Below are 14,470 nucleotides of genomic sequence, written 5' to 3' on the forward strand. Positions count from 1 at the left end.
GACCACATGATTTTCATCACCTTGGGATCTCAGAAATTCCAGTTCAATCGTCTGCTCAAGGCCGTGGACGAGCTGGTCGCGGACGGTACGATCACCGAACCGGTGTTCGCACAGAGCGGATACAGCGACTATCAGCCGAAGCATTACGAGTTCAAGCAGTTCCTTGACCGCGACGAGTTCGCCAAACGCATGGGCGAAGCCGATCTCGTCATCACGCATGGCGGCACTGGTGCGATCATCGGCGCGGTGAAGAAAGGCAAGAAGGTCATCGCCGTGCCGCGTCTCGCCAAGTACGGCGAACACGTGGACGACCACCAGCTGCAGCTGCTCAAGGAATTCAAGCAGATGGACATCATCTGCGTGTGCGATGACTGCTCCCAGCTCGCCCAGGCGCTGGATGAGGTACGGCATACCGAATACAAGCCATTCCACTCCAATACGACGACTATCATCGACTCGATCGATGGGTTCATCCGTTCCGAGGTGATGGGGGAGAAGCCGGCCGGCGGGAACAGTGGCAAGGGCAACCTGCGTGTGCTCATGGTCGGTAACGACCCGTCCGTCAAGGGCGGCATCACCAGCGTCATCAGTCAGCTGCTCGCCCATGATTGGGTCGCTGACGGTGTGTCGATGAAATTCATCCCCACCTACATCGCCGCGAATCCGGTGAAGAAGATCCTGTTCTTCGAAAAGGCTTTGCACCGTATCCACAAGCTGCTTGCCGATTCGACGACCCGACCGGATGTGGTGCATATCCATATGTCGTACAAGGGCAGCTTCGTGCGCAAGTATCAGGTGCATAAGCTGTGCCGTAAGTATGGCGTGCCGGATGTCATCCACATGCATGGCTCCGAGTTCAAGAAATGGTATGACGGCTGCAAGCCCGCGGAGCAGGGTCGTATCCGCGCCATGCTGCGTGAGGCCTCGGCCGTGATTGTGCTCGGTGAGCAGTGGGACGAGCGCATCAAGGCGATCGAGCCGGCCGCGCATACGGTGGTGGTGAGCAACACCGTGCACATTCCCGAGACGACCGTGAGTTGGGCTGCCGATGCCCGGCGTTTCCAGGTGTTGTTCATGGGCGTGCTGATTCAGCGTAAGGGCGTGGGCGACCTGCTGGATGCGGTGGCCAAGCTGCGCGATACGGGTCGCTTGGGTGACATGCATGTGGTCATCGCCGGCACCGGGTCGCAGGAGGAAGAGCTCAAAGGCAGGGCCCGCGAGCTTGGGCTCGCGGATGGTGCCGTGGAGTTCGCCGGCTGGACCGCCGGCAACAAGAAGCGTGAGCTGTTCGAGCACAGTCAGGCGTTGGTACTGCCCTCGTATAACGAAGGACTGCCTGTGGCCGTGCTCGAGGCCATCAGCTACGGCATGCCCGTGGTCGCCACGAATGTGGGCGATATGGCCGCGGCCGTGCACGATGGTGAGAACGGTCATCTCGTCAAGCCGGGTGACGTGAGCGCGTTGGCGGATGCGCTGGCGGATATCCATGATCATGATCGCTATGAGGCGTTCTCGCATGCGTCACGTAAGCTGGCGGAACGTAAGTTCGACGATGGGAATTACTTCCACCTTTTGAAGGAAATGTATATGCAAGCACTTTCAGTGGGAGGATCGAATGCTTCTCGATAGAAAAGTCACAGAGCTGAGAATCAAGCGATGGAAGGCTCAGGGAGCCATCATCGGAGCGCATTTTCAGCTGGAACGTGGGGCATTCCTCGACTCGTCATTCCCGTGGCTCGTCACGATTGGCGACAATGTGACATTAGCTCCCGATTCGCTAGTACTCTGTCACGACGGAAGTACTAAGAAAGCTATTGGATATTCGAAAGTCGGTAGAGTAAGTATCGGTAACAACGTGTTTATCGGTGCAAAGAGCATTATTCTACCGAATACAACAATTGGCGATAATGTAGTTATTGGTGCCGGCAGTATAGTTCATGGTGATATACCTGCGAATGTGGTTGTCGCGGGAGTGCCGGCTCATATCATCTGTACCATCGATGAGTTCTCGCTGAAGAATAGTAAGCGCATGAATCAAGGACACGTGTTTGACGTGTCATATACCAATCGAGGGAATATAACAGATGATAAAAAAGAAGAAATGAAGGCATTGCTGTCACAAACAAAGCACGGATATATAGTGTGAATGTAATGAAGGTGTAACTATGAATCCACTGATTAGTATTATCGTCCCAGTCTACAATGTAGAGAAGTACCTTGAATATTGTTTCAATACATTGATTAATCAATCGTACACCAATATTGAAATTGTATTAGTAGATGATGGATCTACAGATTCCTCAGGTGCTTTGTGCGACAAGTTGAGAGACAGGGATTCTCGCGTTCGTGTGATTCATAAGAGCAATGCAGGTCTTGGAATGGCGCGCAATAGTGGACTTGAGGTTGCTTCCGGACAATATGTAATGTTTGTTGACTCTGACGATTTTGTCGATAACGATATGGTATCGGCCTTGTTGTCGCAGATGTTGAACAGAGATGCAGACACAAGCTATTGCGGTTACTATGAGTATTATGGCGAGGGTGATTCCAAGCCCGTCCCCGCTGCCTACGATGATCAGACGTTCAAAGGGCAGGAAGTGATTAACGACGTACTGCTTGAAATGATTGCCAGCAGGCCGGAGTGCAAAAAAGAAGCTTTGCTGTCCATGTCTGTATGGCATGCACTGTATTCAATGAAGATTATTAATGAATTTGGTCTTCGTTTCCCATCGGAACGAGAATTTATATCAGAAGACATAATTTTTGATATCGCTTATTTAAGTCATGCTTCATGTGTAACTTATATAGCAAAGCCTCTTTATTACTATCGATGCGATAATTCAACGTCGCTTACGCATACATTCAAGCCTGATTTTTTCAAAAAACAGAAGATTCAGATTCAACGAATGGAAAGAGATCTTGCTTCTGTCGCCCAGGAAAGTGAGTATAGACTAAGACTGGATCGATATTTTCTAGGGCGAACAAGGTTCTTCATAGGAATGCTTGTCTCGTATTGGAAAGGCAATAAGAGATTTAAGCTCTATCGTGAAGTTAAACGAATCATCAATGATGATTACGTGCAATCGATTATTGCGGCGTACCCGTACCGTGCTAATCCATTGCAATTGCGGTTAATTAATATGTGTGTTGCGCATAAATGCACTTTGGGTGTTATTGTCCTAGTCTATCTCAAGCAACTGAAAGATAAAAGATTCCGATGAATATCATCGCGTTCGAATTATGATTATAAAGGACAATATTACATGTCGTCATCAATAGGACAGAATATAGCGAGATTTTCCTTCAGTAATCTGAGGAATATGTTTAGGCCCTCATCAACTTTGGCGGGATGGGTTCTGATTGCCCAAGCTTACTTCTTTTTCTCATTTGCCTTGGTGTATACTTTGCACTTCCCCCGTGTGCTGTTGTACGTAGATGATGTATTGAATTGCATTTTATTCATTTTTGCACTCTATGAGAAGAGAAAAGTATCCCAGTATTGTGGTCCAATAATCACAATCATGGTTTTATACTGCGTTTTCGGAGCAATCGGAGCTGTTCTTACTGGTGAGAAGTTGTTAATTCTTGCATGGGGATATAGAAACGTAGTTCGTTACTTTATTTATTTTTATACATGTGTTGTTTGTTTGAAGAAGAGTGACATCTTTGTCGTACTGCGAGTCGTGCAGATAATTTTTTGGATTTCACTTCCTTTATGCATTTACGAAAGATTCATGGTTACGTATTCAGCTGCAACGATTATCGGTGATATGGTTGGCGGCTTGTTCTGGAACTTTTCTGGAAGCAATTTACCGTTGAATCTTGTTCTGTGTCTTACATTAATATATGTGTCTAATAAATACTTCTCAGGCGAGAGTGGCATACTATCGTTTATTCTGACTCTTTCAGCGGCGATTTTTATGTCTGCTGCAGCTGAGTTGAAAGTTTTCATTTTCGAAATCGTTATCATCCTTCTGGGATGTATGTTTGGTAATAAGATTTCGTTAAAGAATTTCTTGATAGTTGTGATTGGTGCCGCTGCATTGATGTTTTCCTCGAGTTACTTTGTTGCGCTTAACGCAAGAGGATCGGGCTATGCTGACAACTATACATTGCAGGGTTATATCGATTATGCCACAAGGACCACAGGTTATGATGGTGTTGGTGATTTGAATCGTTTTGGCGGAATCGGAGTAATCTCAGATACAATATTCCATAATGATCCGCTCAAACTTTTGTTCGGCATTGGCTTAGGGAATGCTGATTATACTAGCTTCTTCACTAGTCAGTTTTATTCTATCTATGCCTGGATGCATTATCAATGGTTCCACTCGGTCTGGATTTTCATTGAAAATGGATATGTCGGAGTGATTTTGTATCTTGCTATAATTTTTGTCACATGGCTTCATGCAGGACGCTATATTGAAAAAGGATCATTGAGAACGTTGATTCGTGTCATTGACATCGTTGCGTTCGTGATGTTCTTTTATAATATTACGTTACGAGTGGAACCTTCGGCATATCTGTATATGATGTTCTTCGCAGTTCCATATATCGTTGCGCTAGATAATGAGTCAATATATAAATATCAAGTAAAGGATTGAAAATGATTCCTAAGGTTATTCACTATTGCTGGTTTGGCGGCGCTCCGCTTCCTGAGAAAGAAAAAAAATGCATGGAAAGTTGGAAGAAGTTCGCTCCTGACTATCAGATCATTCAGTGGGATGAAACAAATTATGATGTTTCTTCCAATAAATATATGTATGATGCATATAAAATGAAGAAATGGGGTTTTGTCCCTGATTATGCTCGTTTTGACATTATCTACCAGCATGGTGGAATCTATCTTGATACCGATGTCGAACTAGTCAGGCCACTTGACGAACTACTCGAAAATCATGCGTATATGGGATTTGAAAGTGGGAAACAAGTCAACGGAGGTATTGGGTTTGGCGCCGAACCTCATAATCCTGTTATTAAGGGACTCCGAGATATGTATGATAATCTTTCGTTCATCAAAGATGACGGTGAAATTAATTTAGTTCCTAGTCCTCATTACATTACCGAGTATCTCATGAAGCTAGGTTTGCGTGATGACGATTCGATGCAAATGATTCAAGGAATGAAGATTTATCCCACTGAATATTTCGCGCCTAAGGATTATTATTCGAATAAACTTCATCTTACGGAAAATACTTTTAGCATTCACCAGTATTCTGCATCTTGGCTCTCTCCAAAGAAAAAGTTCCTCACCAAAGTGCGGAGGGTCATAGGCGAAAAGAATTACTTCCGTCTTGTCGATATCAAAAATTATCTTCTTCGTCGAAAGTGACTGATATGGCACGTATATGCTTTCTTGAGCCTGTAATCTCTCATTCCGGAGGTACTGAACGTGTCGGTATTATGATTGCTAATGAGCTTGCAAAGCGTGGGCATGAGGTCACGATTCTTAGTTTTTGGGATTACGGAGCCCCTTTTTTCACTGTAGATGAGAGCATTACAGTTGATTGCTTATTGAATCCAAAAAAGGAAGGTAAATTATTTCGAACTTATATATATCCGGTACTGAAACTTAGGGATTATATAGTTAAGCATAATTTTAACGTGCTTATCGATATAGATTCAGTTTTAGCCTATTGGTCTGTTCGATCGTTGTATGGTTTGTCTTGTAAGCATATAGTATGGGATCATTTTAATTATGTGCATGCACAGACAGAGCGTCGACGGGTGAAGGCTCTTCATCTCATCAGGCATCATGCTGATAGACTTGTTCTTCTGACGAAACAGGACGAATCAATGTACATTGATGCTGGTTTTCCTGGGAATATGGTTGAAGTGATCAATAATCCGACTCCATTCGAGAATGTTTCTCCTTCCCCGAGATCCGAGCATATCGTTCTCGCTGTCGGTCGTCTTACCAATCAGAAGGGCTGTGACAGACTTATTTCTGCGTGGTCTCGGATTTGTAACAACGTTGGTGACTGGAAATTGGTTTTTGTGGGTTCTGGTGAGTTGCATCAGCAGCTCGTAGAGCAAGCTTCAAACGCTGGAATCAGGAATATCCAATTTATCGGTACAACCCAGAATGTAGAGGCTTGGTACGATAAAGCTTCTATTTATGCCTTGACATCTCGTTATGAAGGTTTTCCTATGGTATTGCTCGAGGCAATGTCCAAAGGATTGCCGATTGTGGCTAATGACTGTCTAACCGGTCCGCGCGAATTGGTGCTTGACGGTAAAAATGGTTATCTTGTCAGCGATGGAGACATTGATAACTTTGCCAACAAACTACTGTCTCTTATCAATGATCGTGCAAAGCAGGACGTATTTTCCCAAAATGCTCTAGTCATGATTAACGATTATCATATTAAACCTATAGTTGATCATTGGGAGGCTCTGATTGATGGTCTCTTGTGAAAAAGACAGCTCCCAGCCGTTATTATCATTTGTCATTCCCGTGTATAATGCTCATTTTTCAATTGAGCATTGTCTTGATAGCATTATTTCTCAGGTCGACGTCCCTTATGAAATTATCTGTGTAGATGACGGATCAACAGATGAGAGTGCAGATATGCTCGATGCATACGTCTCGCGCTATGCGAATATTTCAGTGCTTCACATCGTCAACAGTGGACCATCTGTTGCTCGGACCCGTGGCATCCAAGCCGCGAGCGGACGCTATTTGTTGTTTGTTGACAGTGACGACTACTTTGCTGAAGGACAACTGAAATATCTTATCGCTCAGTTATGTGCACATGAGGGATATGGTGTTTATGTTTTTGGTTTTATGGAATGCCAACAAGCGGGGATGGTTCCTGAACACCGTCTTCCCTATGGATGTTCTGATGGTGTAATGGCGTTGAAGGATTTTCTCGATGTTTTTTCACGCCCTGAGAACATTTCTTTGATGAATTATCTGTTCAATAAAGTATATCGCGCAGACATCGCTAAGTCTATCGGTTTCGATTACACTGTGACATTGGGAGAGGATGCGCTTTATAATTATGAATGTTACAAGAATTGTGATTGCATATATGTAAGTCGGACTGCTGCATATGTCTACGAGAATTATTCTGATAATTCGCTTTCTCGGGGTAAAAATCTTGATTGCGTCTGGACTGCATATCAGAGGATTCTTGAAGCTATCAAGCCATTGCTAGTATCATCTGCACTTGACAATCGGTATAGTTTATTACAATTATCCTATGCTATTAGCGCATTACATGATTATGTTCGGCAGGATGATGTTGTTCTACAAGATAAATATGTTGTCAAGAATATCCTGACGTATGTTCATACGAACGGGAGATTATGGCGATTGGATGGTATCGGAAAGTTTGATGTTCTATTAATGATGTTAGCACGTATTGGCTGCGTTTCTTTGGGATTATTTGTATGCGATGCAAAAAGGATTATTAGAAAGGTGAGGTAATGAAACATATTGCTGTTTGGCTCAATATATGGCGCCTCATTATTCCGGTGTGCGTATATCTGTGTGATAAGAAATTTCGTCGATTAATACAAGCTGATCTTAAAAGATTCCTGTATTACGCTCCTCCACAGACAAAGCCCGGCTTGTATTGGATGATGCATACTCTTGTTTTTAAGAATCCCTTCCGTGCAGTATTCTATTATCGTATGCGCGTGAATCATAATTTGGGTCGTGTTGTTCAAAGTGTCTTATTGCCCGACAGGCGCGAAACGGAGATCACGGGAGATATCGGTCCTGGTTTGCTTATTTTTCACGGTCAGGCGACAATTCTCCATTGTGCCAGTGCCGGTAAGAATCTCGAGGTTTACCAGTCTGTCACCATCGGACGGAACCCATCTCATAATCGTGACGGTCGGGACATACCTGTTTTCGGTGACAATGTGACTGTGTATACGGGTAGTGTCATCTCTGGAGGAATTAACATTGGCAACAATGTTCAAATCGGGGCAGGCTCTGTAGTAATGAAAGATGTTCCTGATAATTGTGTGGTCGTTGGTAATCCTGCGCGTATTATCAAGCGAGATGGGATTCGTGTGAACGAGCCGTTAACCTGGAAGCGAGAACAATAATGCCTAGGAAGACTTTATTGATGATTCCCCCACAGTATCTTCCCGTGCCTGCCGTTCATGGTGGGGCAGTGGAACAGCTGTGCACACGTCTGATAGAGGGGAATGAACATGCTCCGAAGTTCGACATCGAAGTGTTGTCATGTCGAGACGAGCGGCTTGATGACTTTTCCTATGCCCATACGCGCATCACACAGGTATCGCCGAGTATTACGGATCGGATTCGTTCCCGTGTTCACAACAAAATTGCGTATATTACGGGTTCAAAAAGATATGTGTCTCCATCGGATTTATGGATTATGCGTAAAGCCATTCGTGGACATTATGATGTTCTTCTTGTTGAGAACGACATGCTAGCCTGTGATTGGATTACTAAGTGCAAAAGACAATCTCGTCTTATCTATCACATGCATAATGGATATGACGGGTCTAGCAAATCTCCCGAACTTGTTCGTCGCATTATGCCACATGTCGATTCATTCCTCGTCATCAGCGAGTATCTGAAAAACATAGTTACCAATGCAGCTCCCTCCGATAAAGTTCATGTCCTGCCCAACGCAATCGATGTTCGTAGTTTCCGCGATGGCGGTGACCGATTGGGCCAAAGGGAACGTCTCGGGATTGGTTCCGATGACGTCGTATTCGTGTATTCCGGGCGTATCACCAAGGAGAAAGGCGTACGTGAACTCATCGAGGCATACACTGCGCTTGCCGACGCGACGGATGTTCGCACCAAGCTGCTCATTGTAGGCAAATCGTGGTTTGGCACCGCGCAGGAATCCGACCCTTATACCACCGCTCTTACATCATTGTGCGATGGACGTGATGACATCATCTTCACCGGTTTCGTCGATCCGTCGGACATGCCGCGAGTGCTGTCCGCCGCCGACGTGGCGGTCATTCCCTCACGATGGGAGGAGCCGTTCGGATTGGTTGTGCTTGAGGCCATGTCAGCCGGGCTTACTATCATCGCCACTCGTTCCGGTGCTATACCGGAAATCGTGTCGGATGAATCAGCCTTGCTGGTCGACAACGACGACAAGACTATTGTGGAAGATCTCAAGGTTGCGATGGCCCAGTCGCTGAATCTTGACACGCGTATGTTGAAGACTGAAGCTGCACGGCATGTTCTTGATTCGTCTCCGGATTATGATGTGTCTCGTTACTTCGATAATTTCTGTAGAAAAGCGTTCCTGTAAGGATGGATCCGACTCATGCGCATACTGCTTATCAACCAAGGCCATACCGATAATATCGGTGATCGTGCCATCTCCGAGACGATGATTGAGCTGGTTCGTCGGGAATGGCCGGATGCGGAAACCGTCACTATGCCTTATATCCCTGATGAACAGCCGACGGATCTTGTGACATCGAAGAACCGCCCGGTAGAATATATCCCGGAGGAACGGATTTCAAAACCACGGAAAATCATACGCAGTGTGAAACGGGCTATCCGCAATCGCGGAAGCGAGCCAATGCGTCATCGTTATGAGCGTGTGATTCGTGAGAAACTAGGCGAACAGTCCTTCGATTTGGCTGTTATCGGTGGCGGTGAGCTCATCAAGGGGAACAAGCACCCCTTCTACTACAGTCTGCTGGCGTGGATTACCGTGCTTGCCGAGCGGCGGTGTCCCGTCGCTGTTCTAGGCGTGAGCTCCGATACTCGATTCACACGGCACGAAACCAGTGAACTCCACGATGCATTGGCTGAATGTGATCGGTTGCTGGTGAGGGATAAGCGGACTGAGGATGTATTGACGAACATGATTCATGTAGCATGTCGTTATGCTCCGGATGTTGTGTTCTCCTATAGGTTTCTGCACCAGCAGAACTATCAGGGTATCGTAGGCAGAAAACATGATGCCGTGTGCGTGTATTCTTACCATGAGCTGACTGAAATGCTCAAAAACAAGTACACGCTTCAGGAGTATTACGAAATGTGGTACCAGCTTATTCGCGAACATGCGAAGCATCCGGTAAAACTGTTGTATACCACATACTCCGATTACTGCGAATCCATCCGGTTCCAGCAGTGGATGCACGACGAAAAGCATATTAGATGTGAATTAGCTGCAATCGATAATGTGACAGATTATCTGACGGAATTGTTGGATTGTGAATCCCTGATTTCGGGTCGCATGCATTCGATGATTTTCGCTCTGCAATATGGTGTCCGCATTGTTCCCATTCCAATCAAATCGAAGCTCTCGACATTCAAGCATGAATGGCAGAATTCCGATTTTGATTGGAAGGAAATCGGTGGTCAAGTGTGCGAAGCCTATTCGCGAGAGCTGAACGCGTCGGCGGAGTGAGGCTTCGACATTGTTAGGGTGTGCCCGTTCAGCACACTCCACAGGAACAGCGGCAATGCGTAGAAGGCATATCCCTCAAACTGCAGGTAGAGGTATGCAATCAAAAACAGCCACGCCACGGTCATCGGATTCCATGCGCGCCTGCTGGTGACGATTGCCAGAATGGCCGTCACCAGCAGGATGATACCCAGCACTCCGAATTCTGCCAGAAGGCTGCTATAGACACTCATAGTGAACATGTTATGTGGTGTCGATAGATGTTGTACATCCGTCCACGTGCGGTACTCAGGGTATGGAACACCATGGTTGAGCGCTTTGAAAGCCCTGAGTCCGTTCGATATGCCTGCGCCGAATGAATCGTAGATGTTCCCTGCTCCAAAGCCGAACAGTAGGTGCGGTGGATTGTGGAGGCCGGCTTCGATGGGGATAAGGAAGCGCAGTAACCTCGCTGCCATCGACTTATCTGCTGAAAATAATCCATCGCCAAGCATTGCCTGTACGCGTGGATTGAATATGCCTGCAACTGTCAGTATGCCGATGGCGGATATCGATGAGATAGTTGCGATGAGACGTGAGCTGAATTTACGCCAATCAGTCAGCACAACGCAAGACGCCAACGCCGCAACCATACAGTCCAGCACTATCCTCACCCCGGAACCCATGACAATGGAGCCGGATGCATATATCAGAATGAGGGCGATGACCCGTCGTTTCCTCGTAAGCCAATATAGGGGCAGCAGCACACCAAACAAATGCATACCTATATAAGAGGGCTCAGCGAAAAGAAATTGTGGCCTTCCATACTTGTTGCCGACGGATTCAGTGATGTATTGCCTATTGAGCAGCATTTTGAAGAAATCGATAAGCGGTTCGACTCGGCCATGTATAGCGATGAATTCCACTATGCCAATCACAAAGGAGATGCAATATCCGGCTATCAGGATGTTAAAGGCTTTATCGAAGGAGACTTTTTTCATCGAAAAACCGATATACAGGGACAACAAACATGCTGACGCGCCGGCCAAACCGGTAACCGTCAGCCAGACCGTATCTGGTCTGAACCCGATGGTCACCCATCCGTAGACTGAGATAATCAGTAGGATGGCAGGAGCGGCGGCAGTGATAAGACCACGGCGATCAATGACCTGTAGCTCCTGCCAGTTGACTGCGACGTACAGCATGAACAACCATGGTGAAATCGGGGTCCAGAACGGCATATACCCTCCTAGGACCGTACCGTCCACGGGGAGCATAGCTATGGCGAGATATAGAATCCAAGGATAACGAGGGCGTAGCTTGTCCCGAATCAATACGCCGAGCGATTCGATATGAAGTTCCTTCAACATGATTGTAGATGTTCTATGCTTTTTGCGATTTCATGTGGAGGAATGGCAGCTTGGACAACAACGACTTTCGTTCCTCTTTGTTGAACACGATAAGCATGTTGATCGTCATCGCGATGATTGAGCATACAATGCCGGCGATGATCATCGCAATCCAGCCGTGGACATCGACAGCCATCTGATACAGTAGGCAGGCTGCGACCATGGTGACGGTGCACATAGCTCCCAATCCGATGGTCTTGTAGAACGTGTACCACGGGAGATTCAGGCATCGCGCGGCATAGATGGGCTGGAAACCGACGTAGTAGGTCAGCTGTGTGATCATGCCCACGATGGGGACCGTCCATATGCCCAGATTGGTGAATTTGAGGAGTGTCACCACGAGCGTGAGGTTGATAATGCCGACACCGAGAAGTACCAAGGCGGGGACGCGAAGCTTGTTCGTGGTGATGTAGACATTGACGATTACAGTGATGATACCAGATGCGATGAGTGGGAACAGCGTCAAGAGCGACAATGACTGCAGAAGATGGTTGTCTTGCGTGGGTACCCACGCTTCATAGAACACCCCGCCGAACACCATCAGGAAGCCGATAGGCACGGTGACGAGGAAGCCCATGACGCGAACGGAAAACAACACCTCGCGAAGCAGTTCGTCTTTCTTGCCCTGGGCGTAGAGGATGTTGATGTTCGGTACGAACACCTTCACCAGAATGGCGATGAGCTGGTTCAGGAAGTTGGGGACGGTCTTGACGAGCGCGTAGATACCACTGAAGGCCGCTCCGAGGAATAGATTGGTGATGAGAATATCGAGGGTGTTCAGCAGCGTCGTGCTCAAGCTGTTGACGGAATTCCAGATTCCGGACGATAGCAGCTTCTTCACCGAGGCAAACCGGAAATTGTGCGGATTGATTGGAATCTCCGGCATCAACTTATGCTTGTAATACAAGTTCGCCGCGCAGTTGTATATCGTGACGATCAACACAGTTCCTGTGATGAAGTAGATTTTCGCCGGCAGTAGGACGAACAGGGCGATAAGGGCAGCGGCACGGATGATGTTGCCCTCAATGTTGCGTCGCGCTTCAAGATCGAGACGGTTCTTGACATAATAGGTGCAGCCGAAAGACGCGAAGATGAGATTGATTAGAGTACCCAGGAACGCGAAGGCGAAGGCCAGCTGTACATCGACGATCAGACGTGTGGGAATGCTTAGGAAATCGGAGGCGAAAACGACGATGACGCCGAAAGGTACGGACAACACGATTGCCAGCACGGTATCGGTGACCAAGGCGGAATTGAAGTACTTGGTGGCGACGTCGTCATTGCCCTTTGCGTCCTCCATGAGAACGAAACGCGCAACCATCGAATCGAATGCCGCCGTGATGATGCTGGCAAAACCAGCGATATTGAAGGATAGTGTTACGAAGCCGTACGCTTCGCTGCCAAGTTGCTTGACGATATAAGGGGTGAGGAAGAAGTTGACGCCGAATTGGACGCAGAACGCGACCAAATTGGCAATCATATTGATTGCGAGCTGTCTTTTTGTGGCTTTAGCCATTGTTATACCTCTAACGAATGAGCTTTAAGAAAGTGCAGGACGGTTCCCTGATGCACGAATCCGCTGAATGCGTATTGCATGGAACCGTTGTCTGCTGTCCGCGTGTAAGCATAGCCTTACCGTAGGATGAAGCGACATCTGGGGGGGATGAAGTGGAAGAGGGACAGCTCGACAAAACGCTGGCGGAGGGGTGGTCCAGAGCCTATGACGCCGGGAAGGCCGTGGCCATTGTGCTTGTTGTCTTGGCGCATGTGACCAGATGGTATACGGGAGAGGGGGTTACCGTGCCATTGCGGCCGTCACATTCTTTGTCGATGTTGACGGAGTACATATATATGTTCCACATGCCGTTGTTCATCTTCGTGTCTGGATGCGTGTATGGGATTTGTATCGATCGAGGGAAATACAAGGATAATTTCCGGTTTCTGGTCAACAAGGCAAAACGACTGCTCATACCGTATTATCTGTGGGGGCTGCTGGTTGTCAGCCCTCTCATGGTAGGGCTTGGATTTGCTTATTCCTCTTACCTTCATTACGTTTTGAAATCAATTATCTTGGCTCAGGATGGACGTCATCTATGGTTCATCTTCACATTGTTCATGCTGTTTGTGATTGTAATGGTCATCAGACCTGTTATCTTGCATTATGACGGCATGATATCGACGTCTATATTGATTATAGGGGTTTTACTGTTCTTCGTTTCGCCTTATGTCGGATATACGCTGCAGCTTGCCAATATATGCAAATACTTTATCTTTTTCATGGCAGGCGTATATGTTAACCATTATCTATCAAATTATCTTTTTGATAAAAGACTTATATTTTGGATGGGAATGGTCGGTTTTGTTATTCTGAGCGGGTCTTATGTGATGCATTATCGAGTCATTGCTTTGAATGTGTTTATGCTCACTGGTGCCTTTGGCGGGATTGCAGCCATGATGGCTTTGGCATGGTGCATCCAATCGCATGCCGTGGTGTTTGATTCATGGTTGTTGCGAAACATTAGGAAGAACGCATACGGCATCTTTTTCATTCATGTTGAAATCATATACTTGGCTTTCAAACTGTTCGAACACCGCCCGGTCAATCCTTTGCTGTTCACCATTCTGGTATTCTTCGGGGCATTCGTGGTGTCCGATGCGCTTTCCGTTGTGTTAAGGAAAGCCCACCTTGGATTCATGATGGGCGAGTAGCTGGGA

General features: G+C 46.8%; 13 protein-coding genes. 11 read left to right on the plus strand and 2 right to left on the minus strand.

Annotation, left to right across the window (positions count from 1 at the left end; translation table 11 throughout):
* The first annotated feature begins 6 nt into the window (after positions 1-6).
* The 10 genes from pssE to AC1AYN_RS00790 all read left to right on the plus strand — a co-directional run bounded on the left by pssE (position 7) and on the right by AC1AYN_RS00790 (position 10,370).
* On the plus strand, positions 7-1,629 hold the full coding sequence (gene pssE, locus AC1AYN_RS00745) for a PssE/Cps14G family polysaccharide biosynthesis glycosyltransferase (RefSeq protein ID WP_476531468.1): 1,623 nt from the start codon (positions 7-9) through the stop codon (positions 1,627-1,629).
* Positions 1,616-2,146 (plus strand): acyltransferase, encoded by a 531-nt coding sequence (locus tag AC1AYN_RS00750; protein WP_476531470.1) that lies wholly within the window; start codon positions 1,616-1,618, stop codon positions 2,144-2,146. Before pssE ends, AC1AYN_RS00750 begins: the two co-directional genes overlap by 14 nt.
* A 19-nt stretch (positions 2,147-2,165) precedes the next feature.
* Positions 2,166-3,221, plus strand: a complete 1,056-nt coding sequence (locus AC1AYN_RS00755; protein WP_476531471.1) for a glycosyltransferase — start codon at positions 2,166-2,168, stop codon at positions 3,219-3,221.
* Positions 3,222-3,734: 513 nt separating this feature from the next.
* Complete coding sequence (locus AC1AYN_RS00760) at positions 3,735-4,604, plus strand: hypothetical protein (protein WP_476531473.1); 870 nt, start codon at positions 3,735-3,737, stop codon at positions 4,602-4,604.
* Positions 4,605-4,606: 2 nt separating this feature from the next.
* On the plus strand, positions 4,607-5,332 hold the full coding sequence (locus AC1AYN_RS00765; RefSeq protein ID WP_476531475.1) for a glycosyltransferase family 32 protein: 726 nt from the start codon (positions 4,607-4,609) through the stop codon (positions 5,330-5,332).
* Between the two features lie 5 nt (positions 5,333-5,337).
* Positions 5,338-6,417 carry a glycosyltransferase family 4 protein gene (locus AC1AYN_RS00770; RefSeq protein WP_476531476.1) on the plus strand — a complete coding sequence of 360 codons (1,080 nt, stop codon included), beginning with the start codon at positions 5,338-5,340 and terminating at the stop codon, positions 6,415-6,417.
* Positions 6,404-7,432 carry a glycosyltransferase family 2 protein gene (locus tag AC1AYN_RS00775; RefSeq protein WP_476531478.1) on the plus strand — a complete coding sequence of 343 codons (1,029 nt, stop codon included), beginning with the start codon at positions 6,404-6,406 and terminating at the stop codon, positions 7,430-7,432. Before AC1AYN_RS00770 ends, AC1AYN_RS00775 begins: the two co-directional genes overlap by 14 nt.
* Positions 7,432-8,061 carry a serine O-acetyltransferase gene (locus tag AC1AYN_RS00780; RefSeq protein WP_476531480.1) on the plus strand — a complete coding sequence of 210 codons (630 nt, stop codon included), beginning with the start codon at positions 7,432-7,434 and terminating at the stop codon, positions 8,059-8,061. The genes AC1AYN_RS00775 and AC1AYN_RS00780 overlap by 1 nt, the downstream gene beginning before the upstream one ends.
* Positions 8,062-8,081: 20 nt before the next feature.
* Complete coding sequence (locus tag AC1AYN_RS00785; protein ID WP_476531482.1) at positions 8,082-9,257, plus strand: glycosyltransferase family 4 protein; 1,176 nt, start codon at positions 8,082-8,084, stop codon at positions 9,255-9,257.
* A 15-nt stretch (positions 9,258-9,272) separates the two neighbouring features.
* Positions 9,273-10,370 (plus strand): polysaccharide pyruvyl transferase family protein, encoded by a 1,098-nt coding sequence (locus tag AC1AYN_RS00790; RefSeq protein WP_476531484.1) that lies wholly within the window; start codon positions 9,273-9,275, stop codon positions 10,368-10,370.
* Here the strand turns inward: AC1AYN_RS00790 and AC1AYN_RS00795 are convergent.
* Positions 10,337-11,587, minus strand: coding sequence for a hypothetical protein (locus AC1AYN_RS00795; RefSeq protein WP_476531486.1), 1,251 nt, complete (start codon positions 11,585-11,587; stop codon positions 10,337-10,339). The two genes, AC1AYN_RS00790 and AC1AYN_RS00795, sit on opposite strands and share 34 nt — an antisense overlap.
* A 142-nt stretch (positions 11,588-11,729) precedes the next feature.
* Complete coding sequence (locus AC1AYN_RS00800; protein ID WP_476531488.1) at positions 11,730-13,271, minus strand: oligosaccharide flippase family protein; 1,542 nt, start codon at positions 13,269-13,271, stop codon at positions 11,730-11,732.
* Between the two features lie 152 nt (positions 13,272-13,423).
* Here AC1AYN_RS00800 and AC1AYN_RS00805 point away from each other — a divergent pair, with 152 nt between their 5' ends.
* Entirely contained in the window at positions 13,424-14,464 is a 1,041-nt protein-coding gene (locus AC1AYN_RS00805) for an acyltransferase family protein (protein ID WP_476531490.1), read from the plus strand.
* The last annotated feature ends 6 nt before the right edge of the window (positions 14,465-14,470 follow it).

The sequence above is a fragment of the Bifidobacterium sp. LH_413 genome (assembly GCF_056357015.1).

What these genes read in the sequence shown, in the direction of transcription:
- pssE (WP_476531468.1), top strand. Translation starts at nt 7, where the DNA reads ATGATTTTCATCACCTTGGGATCTCAGAAATTCCAGTTCAATCGTCTG.
- AC1AYN_RS00750 (WP_476531470.1), top strand. Translation starts at nt 1,616, where the DNA reads ATGCTTCTCGATAGAAAAGTCACAGAGCTGAGAATCAAGCGATGGAAG.
- AC1AYN_RS00755 (WP_476531471.1), top strand. Translation starts at nt 2,166, where the DNA reads ATGAATCCACTGATTAGTATTATCGTCCCAGTCTACAATGTAGAGAAG.
- AC1AYN_RS00760 (WP_476531473.1), top strand. Translation starts at nt 3,735, where the DNA reads ATGGTTACGTATTCAGCTGCAACGATTATCGGTGATATGGTTGGCGGC.
- AC1AYN_RS00765 (WP_476531475.1), top strand. Translation starts at nt 4,607, where the DNA reads ATGATTCCTAAGGTTATTCACTATTGCTGGTTTGGCGGCGCTCCGCTT.
- AC1AYN_RS00770 (WP_476531476.1), top strand. Translation starts at nt 5,338, where the DNA reads ATGGCACGTATATGCTTTCTTGAGCCTGTAATCTCTCATTCCGGAGGT.
- AC1AYN_RS00775 (WP_476531478.1), top strand. Translation starts at nt 6,404, where the DNA reads ATGGTCTCTTGTGAAAAAGACAGCTCCCAGCCGTTATTATCATTTGTC.
- AC1AYN_RS00780 (WP_476531480.1), top strand. Translation starts at nt 7,432, where the DNA reads ATGAAACATATTGCTGTTTGGCTCAATATATGGCGCCTCATTATTCCG.
- AC1AYN_RS00785 (WP_476531482.1), top strand. Translation starts at nt 8,082, where the DNA reads ATGATTCCCCCACAGTATCTTCCCGTGCCTGCCGTTCATGGTGGGGCA.
- AC1AYN_RS00790 (WP_476531484.1), top strand. Translation starts at nt 9,273, where the DNA reads ATGCGCATACTGCTTATCAACCAAGGCCATACCGATAATATCGGTGAT.
- AC1AYN_RS00795 (WP_476531486.1), bottom strand. Translation starts at nt 11,587, where the DNA reads ATGCCGTTCTGGACCCCGATTTCACCATGGTTGTTCATGCTGTACGTC.
- AC1AYN_RS00800 (WP_476531488.1), bottom strand. Translation starts at nt 13,271, where the DNA reads ATGGCTAAAGCCACAAAAAGACAGCTCGCAATCAATATGATTGCCAAT.